This is a genomic window from Rhodococcus sp. DMU1, assembly GCF_012272955.1.
Lineage (GTDB): Bacteria > Actinomycetota > Actinomycetes > Mycobacteriales > Mycobacteriaceae > Rhodococcus > Rhodococcus aetherivorans.
The window spans coordinates 1,030,472-1,051,386 of the sequence record NZ_CP050952.1 but is presented as its reverse complement, the minus strand read 5'-3'; the positions used below and the strand labels follow the sequence as shown (position 1 = coordinate 1,051,386).

At 64.2% G+C, this 20,915-nt stretch carries 18 protein-coding genes and 1 tRNA gene; 10 read left to right on the top strand and 9 right to left on the bottom strand.

The annotated features are described in order from the left end of the window. Window positions 1-85: 85 nt before the first annotated feature. Window positions 86-370: a hypothetical protein gene (locus HFP48_RS31475; RefSeq protein ID WP_006942924.1), complete on the top strand. Its 285-nt coding sequence runs from the start codon at window positions 86-88 to the stop codon at window positions 368-370. Between the two features lie 962 nt (window positions 371-1,332). Here HFP48_RS31475 and HFP48_RS04980 read toward each other — a convergent pair. Together HFP48_RS04980 and HFP48_RS04975 are read right to left on the bottom strand one after the other, a co-directional pair. Further along, on the bottom strand, window positions 1,333-1,728 hold the full coding sequence (locus HFP48_RS04980; protein WP_006942923.1) for an SDR family oxidoreductase: 396 nt from the start codon (window positions 1,726-1,728) through the stop codon (window positions 1,333-1,335). Between the two features lie 59 nt (window positions 1,729-1,787). Then, complete coding sequence (locus tag HFP48_RS04975) at window positions 1,788-2,528, bottom strand: SDR family NAD(P)-dependent oxidoreductase (protein ID WP_006942922.1); 741 nt, start codon at window positions 2,526-2,528, stop codon at window positions 1,788-1,790. A gap of 309 nt (window positions 2,529-2,837) precedes the next feature. Between HFP48_RS04975 and HFP48_RS04970 the strand changes: the two genes are divergently transcribed. From HFP48_RS04970 to HFP48_RS04950, 5 genes are all read left to right on the top strand, one after another. Then, a complete protein-coding gene (locus HFP48_RS04970; RefSeq protein ID WP_006942921.1) occupies window positions 2,838-4,064 on the top strand; it encodes a cytochrome P450 in 1,227 nt (408 codons plus the stop codon). 101 nt (window positions 4,065-4,165) lie between these two features. Further along, on the top strand, window positions 4,166-4,366 hold the full coding sequence (locus tag HFP48_RS04965) for a ferredoxin (RefSeq protein WP_006942920.1): 201 nt from the start codon (window positions 4,166-4,168) through the stop codon (window positions 4,364-4,366). Between the two features lie 184 nt (window positions 4,367-4,550). After that, the gene (locus tag HFP48_RS04960; RefSeq protein WP_065923020.1) at window positions 4,551-6,263 is read left to right on the top strand and encodes an FAD-dependent oxidoreductase; all 1,713 of its coding nucleotides are present in this window, start codon (window positions 4,551-4,553) and stop codon (window positions 6,261-6,263) included. 408 nt (window positions 6,264-6,671) lie between these two features. Further along, window positions 6,672-6,911: a hypothetical protein gene (locus HFP48_RS04955; protein WP_044476293.1), complete on the top strand. Its 240-nt coding sequence runs from the start codon at window positions 6,672-6,674 to the stop codon at window positions 6,909-6,911. 57 nt (window positions 6,912-6,968) lie between these two features. Next, window positions 6,969-7,736 carry an SDR family oxidoreductase gene (locus HFP48_RS04950; protein ID WP_006942918.1) on the top strand — a complete coding sequence of 256 codons (768 nt, stop codon included), beginning with the start codon at window positions 6,969-6,971 and terminating at the stop codon, window positions 7,734-7,736. 258 nt (window positions 7,737-7,994) lie between these two features. Here the strand turns inward: HFP48_RS04950 and HFP48_RS04945 are convergent, their stop codons facing one another. Both HFP48_RS04945 and HFP48_RS04940 read right to left on the bottom strand, forming a co-directional pair. Continuing rightward, on the bottom strand, window positions 7,995-11,018 hold the full coding sequence (locus HFP48_RS04945; RefSeq protein WP_006942917.1) for a protein kinase: 3,024 nt from the start codon (window positions 11,016-11,018) through the stop codon (window positions 7,995-7,997). A 69-nt stretch (window positions 11,019-11,087) separates the two neighbouring features. After that, the gene (locus HFP48_RS04940) at window positions 11,088-11,390 is read right to left on the bottom strand and encodes an FtsW/RodA/SpoVE family cell cycle protein (protein ID WP_081637032.1); all 303 of its coding nucleotides are present in this window, start codon (window positions 11,388-11,390) and stop codon (window positions 11,088-11,090) included. 1,074 nt (window positions 11,391-12,464) lie between these two features. Between HFP48_RS04940 and HFP48_RS04935 the strand changes: the two genes are divergently transcribed. Next, the gene (locus tag HFP48_RS04935; protein WP_146034312.1) at window positions 12,465-12,698 is read left to right on the top strand and encodes a hypothetical protein; all 234 of its coding nucleotides are present in this window, start codon (window positions 12,465-12,467) and stop codon (window positions 12,696-12,698) included. A 19-nt stretch (window positions 12,699-12,717) separates the two neighbouring features. Here HFP48_RS04935 and HFP48_RS04930 read toward each other — a convergent pair whose 3' ends face one another. From HFP48_RS04930 to HFP48_RS04915, 4 genes are all read right to left on the bottom strand, one after another. Beyond that, window positions 12,718-13,518: a hypothetical protein gene (locus HFP48_RS04930; RefSeq protein WP_043801483.1), complete on the bottom strand. Its 801-nt coding sequence runs from the start codon at window positions 13,516-13,518 to the stop codon at window positions 12,718-12,720. A 174-nt stretch (window positions 13,519-13,692) separates the two neighbouring features. Next, complete coding sequence (locus HFP48_RS04925; protein ID WP_029541195.1) at window positions 13,693-14,889, bottom strand: DUF6596 domain-containing protein; 1,197 nt, start codon at window positions 14,887-14,889, stop codon at window positions 13,693-13,695. A 6-nt stretch (window positions 14,890-14,895) separates the two neighbouring features. Continuing rightward, on the bottom strand, window positions 14,896-15,303 hold the full coding sequence (locus HFP48_RS04920; RefSeq protein WP_006942909.1) for a YciI family protein: 408 nt from the start codon (window positions 15,301-15,303) through the stop codon (window positions 14,896-14,898). Window positions 15,304-15,579: 276 nt separating this feature from the next. Further along, window positions 15,580-15,651 (bottom strand) — tRNA-Thr (locus HFP48_RS04915). Window positions 15,652-15,802: 151 nt separating this feature from the next. On the opposite strand from HFP48_RS04915, the gene HFP48_RS04910 reads away from it, so the two are divergent. The 3 genes from HFP48_RS04910 to HFP48_RS04900 all read left to right on the top strand — a co-directional run bounded on the left by HFP48_RS04910 (window position 15,803) and on the right by HFP48_RS04900 (window position 18,947). Next, window positions 15,803-16,438 carry a DUF2637 domain-containing protein gene (locus tag HFP48_RS04910; RefSeq protein WP_168579150.1) on the top strand — a complete coding sequence of 212 codons (636 nt, stop codon included), beginning with the start codon at window positions 15,803-15,805 and terminating at the stop codon, window positions 16,436-16,438. Further along, on the top strand, window positions 16,435-17,274 hold the full coding sequence (locus HFP48_RS04905) for an acyltransferase (RefSeq protein ID WP_168579149.1): 840 nt from the start codon (window positions 16,435-16,437) through the stop codon (window positions 17,272-17,274). The genes HFP48_RS04910 and HFP48_RS04905 overlap by 4 nt, the downstream gene beginning before the upstream one ends. A 560-nt stretch (window positions 17,275-17,834) precedes the next feature. Then, window positions 17,835-18,947 (top strand): three-Cys-motif partner protein TcmP, encoded by a 1,113-nt coding sequence (locus HFP48_RS04900; protein ID WP_168579148.1) that lies wholly within the window; start codon window positions 17,835-17,837, stop codon window positions 18,945-18,947. On the opposite strand, the gene HFP48_RS04895 is transcribed toward HFP48_RS04900, so the two are convergent. Beyond that, window positions 18,939-19,685, bottom strand: coding sequence for a phage Gp37/Gp68 family protein (locus HFP48_RS04895; RefSeq protein ID WP_168579147.1), 747 nt, complete (start codon window positions 19,683-19,685; stop codon window positions 18,939-18,941). The genes HFP48_RS04900 and HFP48_RS04895 overlap by 9 nt on opposite strands. Window positions 19,686-20,915 lie beyond the last annotated feature (1,230 nt).

Here is a 20,915-nt window from a genome sequence, read left to right as displayed (position 1 = left end):
GTGCTGTGGCTACGCGGGGCACAATCGCAACGGACGCGTTCCGTCCCGGCCGCTGCTCTGGAGAAGGTGTCGTTGCGTCCCTCTGGTGGTGATGATGACCGGGGTCCTGGCCGGCAACGTGGCATTGGGCGGCGCCACGGCCTTCGTGGTGATCGCCGCTCCCACTGCCGGCCTGGACATCGCGTCCGTCTCGTTCGTCGTTGCCGCCTGTGCCTGTGGATCGATCCTGTTCCGTCTGACGTGTGCTCTGATAGTCGACCGGCGGGGATCGGACCCGTTCCCCGTGGCCTGGATGATGATGGTGGCCGGCGGCGGTGGGGTTTCGTTCTGTTGGCGTCAGGGATTCCCGGAGCATTTGTCGCCCGACTGATTTTGGTCTTGGTGCCCGGCTGGTCGTGGATCCCGCTGCTCGTACACGGGGTCACGAGCCGGTATTGCGATGCGGTGGCACCGGCCTCCGGTGTGGTCCAAGGTGCATACTTCGGCGGTGGTGTCGTAGGACTCTCGATAATGGGGGTTCTCGTCACGACCGCTTCGTACTCGTTTGCCTGGTTGGCGATGGGGGCTGCCAGCCTCGTCGCTGCACTCTCGGTCCTCGGGCAGGAACGCCGACTTCCACCGTTCCGCACGGCACGGGTGGGATGCTGATTCAGGCGTGGCCGTCCCGATCGGCCCTCTCGTCGCACGCTTTTTCGGATGGGGATGTGCGTTGCCAAGCCCCGGTACCCGCGCTGACGCATGCCCGGGGGTACCCCCGCCGGACCGATTCTTGTGGAATCGTGCCCGACGTGCGTTCGACGGCCTGCAATAGCGTTCGCAGCCACAAGTGCCCACGCTGTCGACACGCATCGCCACGCCGTGGCGACCGTGACCGTCCCTCAGGTTCCGCCCCTTGGGCCGGAGCACGTGAGGCAGACCCTGCGCGTGGGTCTGCCTCACCCGTCCTGACGACTGAGTTGGAGGAAGCGCCGGAACTCCACGCGGGCGTAGGAAAGCAGAGGATTCACCATCGGACTGATCTTGGTCTTGGCGCCCGGTTAGTCATGGATCTCGTTGGTCCTGGTTCTCACTGCATGTGACGCGGGGGCAGCGGTCTCCGGTGTGGTTCAGGTTGCCGACGTCAGTGGTGATGTCTTCGGCCTCGTTACCATGGGCGTACACATCGCGTTCACTTCGTACTCGATAACTTGGCTCTGGACGGGTCCTGCACGCAGTGTGTCGTCGCGTTCTCCTGGGTGGGAATGTCGCGGACACCATGCGCCGTGTCGGATAACGCTGTAGCACTTCGTTATCCGACACGGCGCACCGCGTCGCATTTGCCGATTTACAGGCTCAGTGGGCGGTCCCACCTCCGTCGACCACGAAGGTTTGTCCGGTGACGAGGTCACCACCGGAGCCGTGCAGGTGTAAAGCCATGGATGCGACGTCGTCGGGATTGCCCAGTCGGCCGGCCGGGGTACCGGCGATCATCACGTCGTACAGCTCCTTCGGGATATCGCCCAGGATGGGAGTCTCGATAGTGCCGGGCGCGAGGACGTTGACCCGGATTTTCTCGGAGGCGTCCTGGATGGCAGCTTGGCGGGAGAGGCCGAGGATGCCTCCCTTCGCAGCGGCGTACGCGGCCGTGTTCTGCATGCCGATCAGCGCGGCGACCGAGGAGACATTGACAATCTTCCCGCCACCGGAACCGATCATCGACGGCAGCACAGCCTGCATGCCGAGCCCCATTCCCTTCAATGGGCCGGGTCACGGCTTGTCCCGGCCGCCCTGTCACGACGCTGACGCGTTCAGACCAGGGTGTAGCCGCCGTCCACGAGAATGTCGTCGCCGGTGATGAACGAGGACTCGTCGGAGGCGAGGAACAGAGCAAGGTTCGCCACTTCGGAGGGACTGGCGATGCGATTCAACGGGGTGGCGTCCTTGATGCCTTGGATGAGATCGGCCGGAAGGTGGGGTGTCATTCCGGTGCCGATCACGCCGGGCAGGATGGCGTTGACGCGAATGTTGTCCTTGGCGTACTCCACGGCAGCAGTCTTGGTCAGCATAACGACGCCTGCCTTGCTCGCGCAGTAGGCGGGCATGTTCGCGAAGGCGACGTTGGCGGCCATCGAGGCCGTACTGATGATGGAGCCCCCACCGTTCTTGATCATTGCCGGGATGCCGTGCCGCATGCCGAGGAATACACCTTTGAGGTTCACATTCAGCACCTGGTCCCACGCCTCCTCGGTGTATTCACCGGTGGCCGCTTGGTCGCCGTCGATGCCTGCATTGTTGTACAGCACATCGAGACGGCCGAAGTGGGTGATGGCTGCCTGGATCATCGCCTCGACGTCGGCCGACTTGGAGACGTCGACGTGGACCGGAATACAGCCCTCGCCGAGGCGCTTGGCCACCTCTTCCTGCTTTCCGGAGATATCGGCCACCACGACCTTGGCACCTTCCCGATGGAAGACCTCCGCTGTCGCCTCTCCGATTCCCGATCCCGCTCCGCTGATGACGGCGACCTTACCTGCCAGCCTTCCGGACATTTCTTCCTCCTCGCATCGGGTGAACGACCGTGGAAAACAATCATTCGTTTCCAGAGACGGTAACGCGGGGGGCAAACAGCGTCAATAGGTTTCGGCACAAGCCGGGTAGACGACGATGAAGCCGCCTTTACCCCGTCAGGCCGAGGAGGGATGGTGGCGCCGCCAGAAGCAGCCGAGAGTGCCGGCACTCACAACCCTGACCGAAGGGTGGTTGACGTCACACCGATCGGCATCTAGCCTTGGAAAAAACAGACACTTGTTTTTTGACCCGGACCGTCGGGCCAAGTCCACCCAGAGAGGCAACGAGGCATGACTCAAGAGCAGACGCGCACCACCCCGGACGTCGAGTCCCTCAAGGGACGCTTCGGACGAGACATGTTCAACGACTTCGATATCGACGACCCGAAGTTCAACGAGCACTTCTTCGACATCCTCGACGAGATGGTCGCGAAGTGCCCGGTTGTGCGCAGCAACGTCGGCAACGGGTACTGGATGGTCACCCGTCAAGAAGACGTGCGGAAGGTCGGCCAGGACTGGCGTACCTTCAGCAGCGCCAAGGGATACATGCCGAACCGCCCCGAGGGGCTGCCGTACCTCATGCCCGAGGAATCGGACCCGCCCAAGCACACGGCATGGCGGAAGGTCCTGAACCCGTACCTGAGCCCGACCACCGTCGCCCGGTACGAGGATCAGATCCGCGCCGACGTGAACACCCTCATCGACCGATTCATCGACAAGGGCGAATGCGAATTCGTCAGCGAATTCGGATCGAAGCTACCGGGATGGGCCTTCTTCAAGAACGTGCTCGGCGTGCCGATCGACGACCTCGACATGCTCGTCACCGGCGTGGAGAACGGCACCTTCGCTCCGCCGGAGGAACGGCCCGGACACATGGCGAAGGTCTTCGAGTACCTCGGCCAATACCTGGAGATCCGCAAGAACCAGCCCCCGCGCGGTGACCTGGTCGACGTCATCGCCGCCGGCGTGGAGTACGAGGACGGTCAGCCTGCACCGTGGGAGGACCGGGTCAGCATTCTCGTCGACCTGACCTTCGGTGGCATCGCCACCACCACCTACGTCATGGCGGGTGCCATCCATCACCTGGCCACGCATCAGGGGGATCGTGAAGCCCTTGTCGACAATCCCGACATGATCGAACGGGCGGTGGAGGAATTCGTCCGGGTCTTCCCACCGGTGGTTGCCCTCGGGCGCACCTGCACCCGAGACACCGAGGTCGCCGGCACGCCGATGAAGGAAGGGGATTTTGTTCTGCTCGGTTACAGCACAGCATCGCGCGATCCCCGTGTGGTGGAAAATCCCGGGAAGATCGATATCACCCGGCAGACGGTGCTCCACACCGCTTTCGGCGTAGGCCAGCATCGCTGCATCGGGTCGAACTTGGCACGACTGGAACTGCGTGCCACCTTCGACGAGTGGCTCAAGCGGATCCCCGATTTCGGTATCAAGCCGGGAACCGAGCCGAGCTACGAGACCGGAATTCTGCGCACGATGAAGGATCTGCACCTGGTCTTCTGACCAGCATGCTCCGGGCGTAGACGCGCCGACCAGTGGCGCGACCGGACACTTCGGTCGTGGATGTAGTGAACCACGCATGAACGACGTGATGGAGGATCACGATGAAGGTAGAGATCGACGGCACACTGTGCTCAGGTCATGGACGGTGCTTCATCCTCGCCAAGGATGTGTACCGACTCGACGACGAAGGCTACAACGCCGACCGCGGTTCCACCATCGAAGTGGCGCCCGGCCAGGAGGCAGCCGCCGAACTCGGGATGCGAAACTGCCCCGAGGGAGCGATCGCCCTCGTCGACAATTAGGACGGGACACACGGGCGGGCGCGGAGCAAAGGCAACGTCTCCGCGCCCGCCCCCTCTACCTTCCAGCGCTGACCCGGCTACTCCGACACACTCACTCGTCACCGACCACGCTTTCATCGATGGCGACCAGCCATCCATCGCCACTTCCATCCCCTTCTGCAGGGTTGTACCGAGGACACTTGTCATGGCCTATGTGATCACCCAACCGTGTTGCAACGACGCCTCCTGCGTGCCGGTGTGCCCGGTGGACTGCATCCGCCCCACCCCGGGGGACCCGCAATACCTGAACACGGAGATGCTCTACATCGATCCCGTGACGTGCATCGACTGCGGGGCGTGCATGGACGCATGCCCGGTCGGCGCCATCTACCCGGAGTGGGACCTCACCGGGACCGACGTGCGGTACGCCAGCATCAACGCAGACTATTTCGACAAGCACCCGCTCCAGTCCAAGGGCATGCCGAACATTTCGGTATCGACGATCGCATTGCCCGAGCAGGACCAACCGTTGCGGGTTGCGATTGTCGGCTCAGGCCCGGCGGCCTGCTATGCGGCCGATGATCTGCTCACCAACGTTCACGGGGCCGTCGAGGTCGAGATGTTCGACCGGCTCCCCACCCCCTGGGGGCTCGTGCGGGCGGGTGTGGCTCCCGACCATCAGCGCACCAAGGCTGTCACCGATCTCTTCCGAAACGCCGCAGCCAAGCCGGCTCTGCAGTTTCACCTCAACGTCGAAATCGGCAAGCACCTGAGCCACCCGGAGCTGATGTCGCACCACCACGCCGTCATTTACGCGGTCGGCGCGCTACGCGACCGTCGTCTCGGCGTTCCGGGTGAAGACCTGCCCGGCAGTCACGCTGCGACCGAGTTCGTGGCCTGGTACAACGGTCACCCGGACTATGCCGACCTGCAGTTCGATCTGTCCGGTGAACGTGCCGTCGTCGTCGGCAACGGCAACGTCGCCTTGGACGTGGCACGTATCCTGGTCTCCGACCCGGACGATCTCGCTGGAACCGACATCGCCGATCACGCATTGGACGCTCTGCGACACAGCCGTATTCGCGAGGTGTTGGTGCTCGGTCGTCGCGGACCGGTTCAAGCCGCATACACTACCCCGGAGCTGTTGGCTCTCGGAGCGCTCGAGGGGGTCGACGTGGTGGTCGATTCTCAGGATCTGATCTTGGACGAGCACAGCAGAGCTGCGCTGGAGGACCCCGCGGCCGAGCCCTCGACTGTGCTCAAGACCGAGCTCGCCCGCGAGTACTCCACCCGAGTCCCCGACCCGACGCGCAAGCGAATCGTGCTGCGCTATCTCGCTTCACCGACCGCGGTGCTCGGCGCCGGCCATGTCGAAGCCATCGAAATCGCACACAATGAACTCTATCGGGCCGCCGACGGCTCTCTCAAAGCCCGCCTCACCGACCGGACGGAGACCATAGAGACGGGTCTTGTGCTGCGTTCCATCGGATATCGCGGCGCAGGCGTTCCCGGCGTCCCCTTCGACGACGCCACAGGAACGATCCCCCATCGAGACGGGCGGGTCATCGACCCGCAGACCGGCGAGTCCCTGACCGGTGTGTACACCGCAGGCTGGATCAAGCGCGGACCCTCCGGCGTCATCGGAACCAACAAGAAGTGCGCCCAGGAGACCGTCAAGGTATTGCTCGAGGATTTCCTCGCCGGCACACTGGAGGGACCCGCTTCCGACTGCAGCAGGGAACAACTGAGCGCCCTCGTCACCGAACGACAGCCGGAGGTCGTCGACTACCGAGGATGGCAGGCCATCGACGCTGCCGAACGCAAGCAAGGCAGGGAACACGGACGTCCCCGCATCAAGATCACCAATGTGAAGGCGATGCTGGAAGTGGTCAAGGTGCACGACACCTCGACACGCTGATCTCCCACCTCGCAACGGCGGTGCGGTCACGGCGGGAGTCAGTCCTGTGGCGGAAGAGCAGGGTTTGAACACGTCAATGCAGACACTGCACGGGCCTTCGATTCGAGGGCGGGACCGCAGGACACGCCGCGATAGTCCTGCGCTGCAGTGTGTGCGAACAGTCGCGTTGTGCATCCGCCCGTCGATCAGCGGCAGCTGTCCGAAAGGGCGCCCCTGCGTCGGCCGAGTGCACCCAGGGGAATCAATCCGCAGTATTGAAAAACAAATGATTGTTTGCAACACTGGAGACCAGCCCACTGGATGCCGGAACGCCCGAACTTCTCACACTGGGCCGATCCATCTACGGATCAGTACTTCCCGTCCGGTCCGTTGCGCCCCGAGGCACAACGTGAACGAAAGGAGAGATCGATGACCACCGAAGACCAAGAGTTTATCGACTTCGCAACCAAGTGGCTCCCTTTCGGCGGGGGCGACGAATACATTCTTCCCCAGTTCGGCGTCACGCCGTACACCTTCTACCTACGACTGCACACCCTGCTGCAGTCACGTCCGACGCTCGGCTTGGGGCTGACGGCAAAGCGCAAACTGGCCGAAGCGTGCGCAGCAAAGCTGTCCCAGAGGAGTCGACGCGCCTCCGAGTTGGTTTGACCGCTTACGTCGACCCCGGGTCTCGGGGCGCGAAACTCGAGGAGAAAGGGCAGACGGATGGATCTCGGTGTGCACGGTAAGGCGTTCGTGATCACGGGCGGCTCCGACGGCCTTGGTCTGGCGACCGCGCGCTCGCTGCTCGCCGAAGGCGCCCACGTCACCATCTGCGGCCGCGACAAGCGTCGACTCGACGACGCCGTCACCGCCCTCGGTCACGACGTGCACGCGGTCCCCGCCGACGTCACCCGCATCGACGACCTCACCACCCTTATCGACGCCACCACCGACCGGTGGGGCCGCGTCGACGGACTGCTCAATGCCGCCGGCGTGCATACCGGCGGCCGGTTCGAAGACATCACCGACGAGGAATGGATCGCGGACTACGAACTGAAGTTCCTCGCCGCCGCCCGGACGATCCGCCTCGCCCTTCCGCACCTGCGAGCCAGCCGCGGGGCCGTGGTCAACGTCCTGAGCACCGGCGCCCGCACTCCCGGACGCAAAGCCATGCCGAGTGCCCCTCTGCGCGCCGCCGGGCTGAGCATGACCAATGCGCTCGCCACCGAACTCGGGCCCGACGGGATCCGGGTCAACGCAATCCTCGTCGGCGTCATCCGCAGCGGCCAGATCCAGCGCCCCGCACTCGAGGCGGGCCGCGACGTCGAGGAATACCTACACACGATGGCCGACCGGATGCGGATCCCGCTCGGTCGGGTCGGCGAAGCTCACGAGTTCGGTGACACCGCCGCCTTCCTGCTCTCGCCCCGAGCGGGCTACATCACCGGCACCGCCGTCCACGTCGACGGCGGCCACTGCCACGCCATCTGACAGCGCGTCCAGAGTTGGTCGATGCGCCCCTCCGTCGATCCGCTGGCGAAAGGTCCGACCGATCCAGCCGATGCCGGACTACCCACCATCCCCACGGTTGCCTCTCCCCTGTCGGTGGTCGTGGTCTCAGTTGAGCGATCGGCCGGAGCCGAGCGCCCTGCCTCCTCCTCGGCAGGGTGTTCGGTTATCCACCACCGCGTCTCGACAGACCTGGGGGCTTCACGAACGAGATGAAGGGATGGTCCGTCGACGAGGCGATCAGCCATCCAGAGCGTAGTCGACGGCATCGTCGAGCCCGAGTCCTCTCCCGTGGCGCAGTCGGGCTTCGAATTCGTTGTTACCGAGAGTAATCCGCGCGGACTTCTCGCATTCCGCATGATTGCGGTCAAGCGCACGGAAGAGTAGCGATGAGCTTCCGGTCGCACGTCCCAACGACTCCGCTGCGCCCATCAGTACGGCAGCGCGTTCGGCACGGTTCTCAACGTCCTCGGTCCACGCCAGCGCCTCGAGGCATACCGCAGCAGCCAGAGGTTCGCCGACACGCCGAATCACACCGAGCGCCTGCTCGAGCATCACCCGAGCCTCATGGTGATCGCCCTCCTGGAACAGCGCAACACCCAAGGCCCACTGCGAGTAGGACCGATACACGAACTCACCGTGCGCTTCGGTGATGGCCAGCACCTTCCGGTGGCACTCGATCGCTCGGTCGGTATCGCCGCGCAATTCGTATGCGAGACCGAGCATCACCAGAATCCAGACGTGCCGCGAAAGGTGATGTTCCGCATCGAAGACCGCGAGTGCACGCTCCAAATGCGTGCAGGCCTGGACCAGATCACCGCTGTACAAAGCGAGAAGGCCGGCGGCGTGATCGGCGCGGGCATCCAGGAGCGGGTCGTTCGCGCCCTGGACCAGGGCTTTGCACTGCTCGACCAACTCAGCCCCGGTAGCCAAATCGCCCTGCAGTTCGGCGAGAACACTGTGGGCATAGAGGGCGTCGATCCTGTCATTGCTGGAGGCGAGAGGATGCATGAGCATACGTCCGAGCCAGTGGCGGCCTTCGTTGAGCAGCCCCCGTGCCAGCCAGTACGGAAACAGCGCGGTGGCCATCCGTAATGCGGGATCCGATCTGGACGCGGCCGGTTCGGTCGAAGCGAACTCGAGGGCCTCACGCAGATTCGGCAACTCTCTGTTCAAGCAGGTGATCCAGTCCAGCTGCCGGGGACTGATCCATTCCGCTTCTGCCCGCAGGACCATCTGCTCGAACCACTCCCGGTGGCGGTGGCGCCACCCGAGGTACTCATCACACTGTTGAGCCTTCTCGCGACCGTACTGCCGGATCGTCTCGAGCATCCGGAAGCGAACCTGATCATCGTGCTGTTCTCGAATCATGATCGACTTGTCGACCAGCGCAGTGACCCGGTCAAGAACGTCGGTAGAGGTCGCGGTGCCGCCACTCAGGTACTCGACCGCCTCGAGGCCGAAACTGCCGGCGAAGATCGACAACTGTTGCCACAGTTGCTGTTCGGCGGGCGTGCACAGATCGTAGCTCCAGTCGATCGACAGACGCAGCGTCCGTTGTCGTGTGGGCACGTGCCGCTCCGCCGTGGTCAGGACGGTGAACCGCTCGGCCAAGCGTTGCCGGAGCTGCTCGGCAGACATCACCCGCATGCGGGCCGCCGCCAGCTCGATGGGCAAGGGCAGTCCGTCGAGCCGGGTACAGACCTCCACCACAGCGGCACGGTTGTACTCGGTCAACTCGAAGTCCGGCACGGCGGCTGCTGCCCGCTCGACGAACAGCTTCAACGCATCGAATCGGCGCGGTTCCCGGACCGATCCCAATTGATCCAAGGGCGGCACCGACAGCGGCGATACCCGCATGACCACCTCACCGCGAATACCGAGGGGTTCACGGCTGGTGGCCAGAATGCGTAGATCCGGACAGTGTCGCAACAACCGGTCCGCCAGCCGCGCCGCAGCGTCGACAATCTGCTCACAGTTATCGAGTACCAGCAGAAGCTGTCGCGAGGCCACGAAGTCGACTACTGCATCCTCCAGCGATCGACCCGGCGAATCTCGGACGTCGAGTACCTCGGCCACGACATCGACGAGTAGCGCCTCGTCGTTGAGTTCTCCCAACTCGACCAGCCACGCACCGTCGCGGTAGCTCGGCTGCAGCTCCGTCGCGACCCGCAGCGCCAGCCGCGTCTTACCCACCCCACCGATCCCGGTCAGCGTCAGCGCGCGGGAGGCCGTCAATCTCTTCTTCGCGGCGGAAACTTCTCGCCGGCGCCCCACGAAGGTGGTCGATTCGGCGGGCAGGTTCCCCACTCGGCGGACAGGTCTCACAGCATCGGGTAATCCGGGCCGGAGCCGGCCGCTGTACTCGAGCAGCGCCATCTCGTCGGCTCGCTGCCCTCGACTCACCTGGATTTGTTGCAGCTCGTGCCCAAAGGCTGCTGCAGTGCTCGGGCGTCGGCGGGGATCGGCGTCCATGGCGCGTTCAACAGCGCGGCTGATGTCATCCGGAAATCCGTTTTCGCGTAGATCCGGGACCGGCTGGGTGGTGATCCGCAGGAATTGGGCGACCACCTGCTCACCCTGTCGGCGTTCGAAGGCAGCGTGCCCGGTCAGAGCTGCGAACAACGTCGCTCCGAGGCCGTAGATGTCCGAGGCCACACTGGGACGCTCGCCGCTGAGCACCTCCGGCGCGGTGAATGCGGGCGACCCGATGATCGCCCCGGTTTCGGTTTCGAAGCCCCCTTCGATGTGGGCAATCCCGAAGTCGGTCAGCACCGGCTCGCCGTACTCGGTGAGAAGGACATTCGCCGGTTTGACATCGCGGTGCAAGACTCCCAGCCGATGGGTCGTGTCCAAGGCACCGGCAAGCCGGACCCCCATCCGCAGGGCGTCGTCGACCGACAACGGACCTTGGCGGCGGATCCATGCGTCGAGGGAAGTCTGGGGGTAGTACGGCATCACCAGATAGGGCCGGCCACTGTCGGTCGTCCCGACCTGCAGGACATGGACGATGTTGGGATGCCCGGTCAACCGGCCCATGGCCCGCTGCTCACGCAGAAACCGGGCAAGGTTCTCCTCGTCCAATGACACGGTGAGGATCTTGACGGCGACCGTACGGTCCAAGGCCCGCTGCCGACAGCGGTAGACCATGCCGAAGCCGCCGCGTCCGATCTGCTCGGCGTCCTCGAAACCCGCTGCCCCGAGTTCGGCACCGATGGCCGTCGCGTCGTCGCGCTGAGTCGCCCGCGGATCACCGCCTGCCATCGCAGCAACCTGTTCCAGCGTGTCGGCTCGACCGCTTCAACGCAACAATCAGGCTTGTTCGCCGTTCCTTCAATGCCATGTGCCACCTCTGCGGACAGTTTCAGAATAGCGCGGCAACACCGCCGTCACCGTGCAGCTGATGTCGACGAACGTCTGGAACATGATCCACATCGTCGCCACCGCGGCGAGCATGCACAGGAACGGATCAGCCGAACCCATCGCCACCCGTAATCCCACCCACAATTGCGCGGCGAACTGCCCGATCACCACCAGCATGCCGAATTCTTCCCCGGTGATCGAAAAGGGGAATTCGTTGTATGCCTGCGGCCTGGAACTCCACTTCGGGTCCGAAGGTCCAGGCCTGCACCCCAACCATCGAGCGCACGATCTACAGTCGCGCCCTGATCTCCTGGACTACGGCTTCGACGTCGGTGTACGAGGATACGGGGAAATCCCCACACAACTGCGCGGTCGCCCGGCTGATGCCCTGCTCTTTCCGACCAGGGGGTGATCATGGCACAATCCTCCCACCGCACCAATTGCCTGAACATCGTAATATGTTGGGGCACAGGGTCATATCTCGGAGAGTAGCCACGCCGCCCCGGTACGCCCCACACCCACGGCCGTGTGTGTGCTCCGGCTGTCGCGCTGGACAGCCCAGTATCCGATGTCGGGGACACACCGCAGCCGCACCGGGGACCGGTGTACGCGGCCGCCAGCCCCGGGGCATTACCGATGTCGAACCTACGTTCCCGTGAGTAGATGGCACTCCCCGGTCCTCATGCTGGTCCACATTCCCTGCGCCAGAAGGGCAGAACAAGCAGGTCGCCCAGTCCGGCGCTTCGAGCAGGGAGGTTGCCATGACCCACGAACAAGGCCGACACGGCGTATGGCAAGCCGACCGTGCCCCTCGACCCGCCAGCCTCCGCACAGCACACCGCTGGGGAAATAGCGCCGGTCGGGCAGGACACCGGGCGGGCGGGACTATACGACGCACTGCGCACTGCCGGCACCGCCTACTTGCGCACCGTCGGCGAAGCACTCGCCGCACACCAGCGCAACGAGACCGGCCCCAACACCGATGCCGGCACCGAAGCGGAAGAGACGAGCTGCCATGCCACGCGCCCGACCTCGGCGACGAAGCCGAACCGGCATAGTGGCGGTGGCAGACTCGACACGCTGATATGGCATTCGGTATCAGCGTGCCGGACCGTCAGCTGTCGACGAACCGAAGGCTAGCATTATCGACAGGTGACAAGGCCGTCCGAAACCTGATGGGGTGCATCGGTCCGGTCTCGGCGGGACCGGTGCCTGAGACGCTATCGAGTTCGCGGCCGATGAGGGCCGGGTCGTGCATTTTCCGCTCGACCGTGTCCTGGATGATCTCTCCGAGCCGGATCAACCCTCGATCGTTGCGAGTGGCAGCGGTCGGCGAGCGACCCGACGGTGCTTTCCAGCTGCTGCGACGGTGAGCGGCTCGAGTGGCTCGGCTACCGCGGTGGTGTCGGCCTGGCGGGTGGCTTCGAGGGCGTTGGAGCGAGCTGTCCGGGCCATGTGCTCATCCCGGGTGACGATTTCCGGCTGGCCGCGGATCCGCTCGCACAGCCGGGCGGCGTCCGGGCGTTGGACAGCGGCAACTCGGCGCGCAGGGGTTGGCTGCGGCATCGTGGCCTGTGCTGAAGGAGACAGGAATGCGACGTCACGGGGTCAACGCCCGACAATCGTCGAGCTGAGCGGGGGGCTGGCCACCGCCGCGCTCCCGGCTGTCATCCTGGATCACCGTGCCGACGTACCGATTCGTGAACGGGATCTTGTCGGCCCCCACGGTCCCCTGCAGCACGATCTTGCCGTTGACCCGGGCTGTGTACAGGTCTCCCTCGGCCCGCAGCTCGATCACTGCGCCTTCGGGAAACCTCGACGTGGACGCGTACTGCGGAGTCCCCGCCACGGGGGTGAACCCGTTCGGGTTGGCAGGATCTTCGTGGTACAACGCCATGATGCTGTCGGTGAACGCGAACTGCACACCGGTGTCGACACCGGGATTGGCGCGCACCACCGGACCGATCGACGAGTGCTCCGGCTCGCGTCCGTTCCAGCGGACCACACACCGCATCACCTGCGTCTCGCTCGGCATCGGCTCACTCCAGAACGCAAGACTCAACGGAGTCGACGGAGTCCCCCGGCCGTCGAGATGACCGTTCACGATCTTCAGTGTGCCTCCACCCCAGGTGATCCAGTTCGGGCCGAGCGGGCCGTCCGGGCGATCGAAGTCGTCGGCCGCACGCAGCACCAAGGGGGTCGCCGGAGCCGGTGCGCGGTAGTTGTCCCCGCCCCTCTCGTCGGCGGTGTCTATGAGCGGCGAGGCCGCGATCCTCGGAATCGGAGCGAATTCGGGCCCGGCAGGGCGGGCATGTGGGTCCGCGGTACCCGGATCCGCGTCAGCCAGAGGTGCCAGTCCAGTTGCGAGTGCGAGCGACCCACACACGATGCCGAGCCGCACGGCGCCTTTTCGGACGGACGTGAGAATACGATCGTTCGGTTCGGGAAGCACGCCGGGAATTTTAGGGCCCGAAAGCACATATGACAGTGATGCTCGTCACGACCACGTCCCTCCGGGCCGCGGCGGGCCGTTGTCTCCAGCGCCCATATGCACCGATCAGAGGCATACACGGTGTCAGTAGTGGGGGACCCTGGCGGTCCTGTTTCCGGGATTCGAACGGCCTCCTCGACGGCGGAGCTCTGCGCCCAGCCGTGCAGCCTGACGCGTGAGGTGGTCGCGTTCGGGGAGGTTGGGCGCCGATCGGGCCGCTTCGGTGTAGAGCCGTGCTGCGGTCACCAGGTCACCGGCACGCTCGTGGAGGTACGCCGCGGCGGCGGCGTGGCGGGGCAGGGCGGGGTCGAGCCCCGCCAGGGCGGCCAGACCGGCCCGCGGGCCGTCGGCCTCGCCGACCGCGACGGCGCGGTTGAGGCGGGCCACCGGGTTGTCGGTGAACCGCAGCAACTCGTCGTACCACTCGACGATCTGCACCCAGTCGGTCTCCTCGGCCGTGCGGGCATCGGCGTGGAGCGCGGCGAGGGCGGCCTGGGCCTGGAACTCCCCCAGTCGGTCGCGGGCGAGCGCTGCCTGGAGCACGTCGACGCCCTCGGCGATCAGACGGGTGTCCCACAGGCTGCGATCCTGCTCGGCCAGCGGCACGAGGCTGCCGTCGGTACGGGTCCGCGCCGGGCGCCGTGCGTGGTGGAGCAGCATGAGCGCGAGCAGGCCCGCCACCTCCTCATGCTCGATCATGGCCGCCAGCTGGCGAGTGAGCCGGATCGCCTCGACGGCGAGGTCGACGTCGCCGGAGTAGCCCTCGTTGAAGACGAGGTAGAGCACGCGCAGCACCGTGGCGACGTCACCGGGCCGGTCGAACCGGACACCCGAGACGGTCCGCTTGGCCCGGCTGATGCGCTGGGCCATGGTTGCCTCGGGCACGAGGTAGGCCTGCGCAATCTGTCGCGTGGTCAGACCGCCGACCGCGCGCAGTGTCAGCGCGACCGCCGAGGCCGGCGTCAGGGACGGGTGCGCGCACAGAAAGTACAGCGCAAGCGTGTCGTCCACTGCCTCGGCCGGGCCGGGCCCGGGCTCGACCTCGACGAGCACCTCGCGCCGCCGCCGGGAGGACTCGGCGCGGGTGGCGTCGAGGAACCTGCGCCAGGCCACGGCGACCAACCAGCCCTTCGGGTCCCGCGGCGGATCGTCCGGCCACACGCGCACCGCTTCGACCAGGGCGTCCTGCACGGCGTCCTCGGCCGCCGCGAAGTCGGCTCCGCGGCGGACGAGGATCCCGATCACCGTGGGGGTGAGGGTCCGCAGCAGGGTCTCATCCACCGTGCCTCACTCCGTGACGGTCGGAGGCGCGGACAGGAACGGGCGCACCTCGAGCCACTCGTGAATCGGCTTCCCACCCGCCCCCGGAGCCGCAGACAGCTCGCCGGCCAGCTCCAGCGCCCGCTCGTAGCTGTCGACGTCGATCACCATCCAGCCGGCAATCAGATCCTTGGTCTCGGCGAACGGGCCGTCGGTGACCGGCGGCCGCCCCTCGCCGTCGTACCGGACGAACGTGCCCTCCGGGGACAGCGCCTGCGCGTCGACGAACTCTCCGGTGCCCTCGAGCCGAGCGGCGAAGTCGTTCATGTACTGCATGTGGGCGGAGATCTCCTCCGGCGTCCACTGGTCCATCGGCACGTCGTTGACCGGTGCCGGCGCGCCACGGTAGTGCTTGAGCAGCAGGTACTTGGCCATCGTGTTCTCCTTGATGCGGTACAGCCCATTGTGGCCGTGTTCACCTCAGAGACGGAGCCGTGCTCGGGATCTCGACATCCCACCGCGACATTTCCCGGCGATCCTCCTGACACCGCGCACTCTGCGGCGCCACGGGAGCCGCGACGAGCTTCGCGCCCGCGGGCTTGCAGGCCGGCCACGACGGCGTCGAGCGAGAGAATGTGGGCAAGAACCAGAACAGGGCCGGCTCCCGTTCCCGGAACCGGCCCCTGACCTGCCGTGCAGCGTTTCCGCTGGTGGAGCCCCCTGTCAGGATTGAACTGACGACCGCTCGCTTACAAGGCGAACACGAGGCCAACGGTGGCCGTCGTGCAACACCGTGACCTGCGCGTTTACCGCGCTCGCCACCGCCCGGGAACGTGCATCGGTGCGCGAGTTGTGACAACTGTGTGACAACTTTCGCCCGCGCGTACTCCCTCGAACTCGATTCCGTTCGCACTTCCCCGGAAGGAATCCCTCCATGAAACGTGCCCACAGCACCGACGCGTACCTCACCGTCACGATCGCCGCCCTCGCGTTCCTGCTTTCCTATACCAAGCTCGTAGACCTCGCGCTCCGCGCCGGCTACGGCGCCTACGCCGCACACGTGTGGCCGCTCATCGTCGACGGCATCACCATCGTCGCCACCCGCGGCGTCCTTCGCCTTACCGGATCCCGCCGCTACGCGTGGACCCTCCTCGCCGCCGGCACCGGAGTATCGATGACCGCCGCCGTCGGCAGCCAGGTCCTTCCGCCGGGACCACTCCCGCCGCTCGCGGCCGCAGCGGTGTCGGTGGTGCCACCGCTGTGCCTACTGGTCGCGCCGCACCTCGCGGTGCAACTTGCCCGCGACGCACAGTCGCGACCTGGTCGCGACGTAGACACAACCCCGGACACGATGCCTGCGGAGGCGGCGGCACCGACTGTCGAACCGGAGGTGGCAGTCGAGACACCCAAAGATCGGCGAGCACGCGCACTTGAGCTGCTCGCCACCACAACCATGTCCTTCCGCGCCGTCGCGAAGGAAGTCGGTGTCACCGACACGTCGGTACGACGGTGGGCACGAGCCGGCCAGGAAGTAACACAAAACAGACCGGATGGGATGATCCGGGCATGAGACTCCGCGCCGTCGCCCTTGCTCCCGCCGCCATACTCCTGCTCGCAAGTTGCGGAGGTAGCGACGACGGCACCGAGGTCGTCGAATCAGCCGGCCCTACCAGCACGACCGGCGCGGAGCGGTCCTCCGGCCTCAACGCTCGGGGCGCAGTCGAAATCGCACTCGGTGAGACCGCGACCGTGTCCCAGAGCGGCGCGATCGTCCTTGAGGTTTCCGATACGGCGCTGACCACCGAAGGGTGTCCCATCAACACGACGGACCCCGACCAGATCACGAAGAAGGCATTCCAGGCGACTGTGGCGATCGGCGATGCGACAGCGACCCAGTGGCTCTGGCAGTCGGACTTCTACTACGTCGACAATGCCGGGAAGATCGCGAAGAACCTCGACACATCGGATGCGACGCCATGCTCGACTCGCGGGTCGAACGCGTTCATCGATCTGCCGGCGAACTCGTCGGCAGATGGGACGGTGACGCTCGACGTGCCGAACGATGCGCGTGTGATCGGTTATCACACGACACAGAGCGGTGATGATGTGCGGATCGAGTGGGTGCTTCCGGAAGTGGCCGCCGCGCCTGAGTCTGAGATCGTGGAGGAGGTACCGGTCAGCACTTCGCCTGCGGTGACTACAGCCCGGACCACTGACGCTCCGGCGCCCGCGCAGGCTCCGGTTGGGAGTCCCCCTGTCGGCTACACCGGTGCCCCGATCGGTGATCCGCAGCCGTTGGTGGGGAAGGTCATCGACTACTGCATGGATTCGTCGATGTATCAGACCGGAACGACGATGTTCACCGACGGGACGACCGGGTGGACTCAGGAGTGCGCTGCCGGATAGGTCGCAGCAGCCCGGCAACGGCGAACGGACCAGTCTACGCCGAAGGTGACACCCTTCTCTTACACTGCTGACTGAACGCCCCGGCACCCACACACCCGGGGCGTTCTTCATGTCACGACCACTTCACTCCGGGCCGCAGCGGACCGACATGCGGCGGCTGGCCAATCGTTGTCTCGCAAAGTTCGGCAGATCCACGTGTGGCGACCCACGGCGACCAGTGTGCAGTTGCATGGGACCCAACCGACGAGGATCCCGTTCTAGGGTGAGTGAGTGTCCGTTCGGGCACTTCCTGGGTGCGCGTTCGAATGAGGCCATACCCAGTATTTCTGCACATGCGTTCGAGTTTCAGCAGGTTCCCAGTCGGCCGGAGGAAAGATCCGGCCCCGTGAACGCCCCGGCCATCGGACAAGGCGTTTGTCATCAACCGGGACGCCACCGAGAAGCGGCCAACCGCAGGCGTTAGATGGTTGCGTGATACCGACAGTCACACTGTAACAGAACGATCGGTTTGTTCGACTCTTCGTCAGAGACTTAGCCGACTGCCCCAAAGAGGAGAACACGTGAGCAAGGACAGCGACCCAAGTAAGTGGAAAATGGCTCCACACACAAAGGCGAAGCATCAAATCCTTGAGAATTATCTCGGCGCTTGGTTTCCCATTTTGTCTCGATGGCGCGGACGCGTGCTCTACATTGACGGGTTTGCTGGCCGCGGTAGGTACGACGACGGTAGCGAAGGATCACCGCAGATTGCTTTGCGCCGACTACGCACTCATCACTTCCTTCCGAAAATGTCAGGTTGTGAGTTCGTGTTCGTATTTATTGAGAAGGATATTGATAACTGCGCGTCACTGGAACAGGAGCTAGAGCGCCTAAAGATCGAGCTAGCGCCATGGCCCGATAATATTAAGACTCATGTCATCAACGGCTCCTTCGATAACGAAATGAATCGACTTATCGAGGCTGTTCGTGAGCAGAACCGGAAGCTCGCACCGACATTTGCCTTCATCGATCCATTCGGGTATACACGGTTCCCCATGGACCTACTGAAGGGGATAGCCGAAACGGAGCGAAGCGAGCTGTTTATCAATTTCATGGTTGGTTTCGTACAGCGATTCATCACCAGAGACCACCAAGAGGCGCCGATTCAGGCACTGTACGGAATGGAAGTTGATGAAGTACTTGCCGAATACGAAGAAAACCACGACCGAATCGGACATTTGGTCGAGGTCTACGCCAAATCTCTAGCCAAGAACACAAAGCTAGAGCACATCCAGAAATTTTATATGCTGAACCGGACTGGAAATGTATCATATGCGCTTATTCATGCAACCAATAGCCCAGTCGGGGTTCAACGGATGAAGGCCGCAATGTGGAAGATCGATCCAGGCGGAAACTATAAGTTCTCAGACCGCATGGACGGTCAGGGCACCCTATTTGAGCAGACACCGGACCTTCGACCGCTGAAGCAGGCGATCGTCAACGAATATGTCGGACGCAGCGGTATTTCAGCGGATGAGGTGAAGGAATTCGCCGTCTTATGTACCCCTTATAGGGAAACACATGTGACACCAATCCTCAAAGAAATGGAGAAGGCCGGAGAAATTATTGTTTTCAGACCGAATGGAAAACGGCAGTTCTCCGCAGGTGTCACGTTCTCCTTACCCTCAAGCTAACGCGTAGTCTGGCATCTCATCCCAGAGCTTACCGTCTAGCTCACGGCCAAACGCTTTTGGCGTCCGCCCACCCCATTGTTTGAAGAAGAATGGGACGCTGGCGGCGGCGCATGCATCCCTAATTCCCCGAGCCCAAGAAATCTCCATCGGGCGATAATTTGGGCCGGATTCGCCGCCAGCAATAACCCAATCAATCTCGCGCAGATCGATTCCATCCAACGGACCCAGGAGCGGTTCGCAGGATAGAAAACGAATACTTGCTGGCACCATTCTGAGATGGTCCACTCGCCCAAGGGTGCTGGAGTCCTCGATCGATACACCCATCCATACGTTTTCGGGCCAGTCGAGTTTGGGCGCAATTCGGGAAAGTCGGAGGGCACGCTTCGTGAGAATTTGGTACGTGTGCTGGGGCGTATTACGCATCACATCGAAGATGTCACGAATGAAGGAAATTGGCACCTGAGCGTGAAATAGATCGCTCATTGAATTTACGAATACAAGGCGCGGACTTCGCCACTTGTATGGCTGCTCTAAGGCTTGCGGATGGATTGTCACCCCGAAGCCCGGGCCAGAGGTTACAGGGTTACCGTCGTTTTGATACTTCTCCGCCCCCATGGCCTTCAAGCGCTTAGCGAGAGTAAGAGCGTAGCAGTTGTCACATCCAGCCGAAACGCGGTCGCATCCCGTCACTGGATTCCAGGTAGCTTCGGTCCATTCAATCGGCGACTTGTCGGCCATGAGCCCTCTCCATTCGCACACGTGTTCGACTACCTGTTCCACAGAACCCTACACCTCCCGGGGCGGGGATCCCAGCCGTCTATAGCCTTGAGGCGGTACTTTGTTAGCGCCTGTGAGAGGATCTTCTCAGCCCGCCTCATCGACGCCGACCTGGATAGTTGATCTTGGTCGCCGTTCTCCCCCGTCCGGCGGCCAGGCCACGCCGGTTGGCTCCTCACAGAGATCCCCGGCGGGGCTTCACCTACTTGAGCGGGCCAGGCGTGCGTTCTCCCACGAGGTCGCTCGACCTTCGATACCGTTGGTCTTGTCACCGTCACCCCCCCTGCACGGTGACCGAGGCCCCGCCGGAGTTGCCCCACTCTCTCTCCGGCGGGGTTTTCAGTCCGATTTCGTCCTCACCGCAGGCGGGCGTGGGATTCTGGAAACCGGCCGGTTCGGTCTGCGCGTCGCAGGGGGGCTGCACAGTGAGAGCCGGCCCTGCTCGTTTTCCTGCCCGCTGGGTCCCGTCGGCGCGTCCGCCGACGGTACCTTTCTCATCCACACACCGGGGAGGGTAGTGCGGAAGGGTGGGCCCGCCTCGGGGGATGCGGGACCACCGGCAACGTTGTCGGGACTTTAGTCCCTAACGTTACAAATGTTGCCATAGCCCTGACACTGGCCATGCGTATTCCGCGGGGCGGGCAGTCGGACACCTGTTGGCGTTACGCCCGGTTTGTCGAAATCTCACCCTCGTCGAAGCGTGGTGGACCGCCGGGGAGGGCTGGACATCGCGTTCGGCTCCTCGCTTCTCCACCTTCGGAAGTGCGCAACCCCGACGTTGTGCGCCCGCCCGGCTGTGGAGTTCTGGACGGCGGGGATCCGTGTGACGCCGCGGGCGCCACCGTCGGTGCGGTCGGCGCCTCCACCGGCCGCACCGACGGAGGGGCGCTGTGGGCGGTCTTCAATCTGGTTCAAAGTTGAAGTAAAGTTCCTGTTGGCCGCCCGTGCACCCCCTGCATTCGGGCGGTATCGGCCGCCGCATCCCCCCTGCCGGCGGCCAGGAGCCCCGCCGGAGTGGAGTTGATTCCCCGGCGGGGCTCTTCTCTTGTTCAGGGAGGCTCATCTATTTCTCAGGGCTGCGTGCGATCCTCAACTCGGGCCGGATCGGTCTGTGCGCCGCAGGGGGCTGCACAGCCGATTCGGCCGCCGGTAGTGAGCGAGCATTACTCGCACCCTTGCATGCAAGACGCT

Excerpts from the sequence above, each read along its gene's own strand:
- HFP48_RS04980 (WP_006942923.1), bottom strand. The coding sequence starts at position 1,728 with ATGGGGCTCGGCATGCAGGCTGTGCTGCCGTCGATGATCGGTTCCGGT.
- HFP48_RS04975 (WP_006942922.1), bottom strand. The coding sequence starts at position 2,528 with ATGTCCGGAAGGCTGGCAGGTAAGGTCGCCGTCATCAGCGGAGCGGGA.
- HFP48_RS04970 (WP_006942921.1), top strand. The coding sequence starts at position 2,838 with ATGACTCAAGAGCAGACGCGCACCACCCCGGACGTCGAGTCCCTCAAG.
- HFP48_RS04965 (WP_006942920.1), top strand. The coding sequence starts at position 4,166 with ATGAAGGTAGAGATCGACGGCACACTGTGCTCAGGTCATGGACGGTGC.
- HFP48_RS04960 (WP_065923020.1), top strand. The coding sequence starts at position 4,551 with ATGGCCTATGTGATCACCCAACCGTGTTGCAACGACGCCTCCTGCGTG.
- HFP48_RS04955 (WP_044476293.1), top strand. The coding sequence starts at position 6,672 with ATGACCACCGAAGACCAAGAGTTTATCGACTTCGCAACCAAGTGGCTC.
- HFP48_RS04950 (WP_006942918.1), top strand. The coding sequence starts at position 6,969 with ATGGATCTCGGTGTGCACGGTAAGGCGTTCGTGATCACGGGCGGCTCC.
- HFP48_RS04945 (WP_006942917.1), bottom strand. The coding sequence starts at position 11,018 with ATGGCAGGCGGTGATCCGCGGGCGACTCAGCGCGACGACGCGACGGCC.
- HFP48_RS04920 (WP_006942909.1), bottom strand. The coding sequence starts at position 15,303 with ATGGCCAAGTACCTGCTGCTCAAGCACTACCGTGGCGCGCCGGCACCG.
- HFP48_RS04910 (WP_168579150.1), top strand. The coding sequence starts at position 15,803 with ATGAAACGTGCCCACAGCACCGACGCGTACCTCACCGTCACGATCGCC.
- HFP48_RS04905 (WP_168579149.1), top strand. The coding sequence starts at position 16,435 with ATGAGACTCCGCGCCGTCGCCCTTGCTCCCGCCGCCATACTCCTGCTC.
- HFP48_RS04895 (WP_168579147.1), bottom strand. The coding sequence starts at position 19,685 with ATGGCCGACAAGTCGCCGATTGAATGGACCGAAGCTACCTGGAATCCA.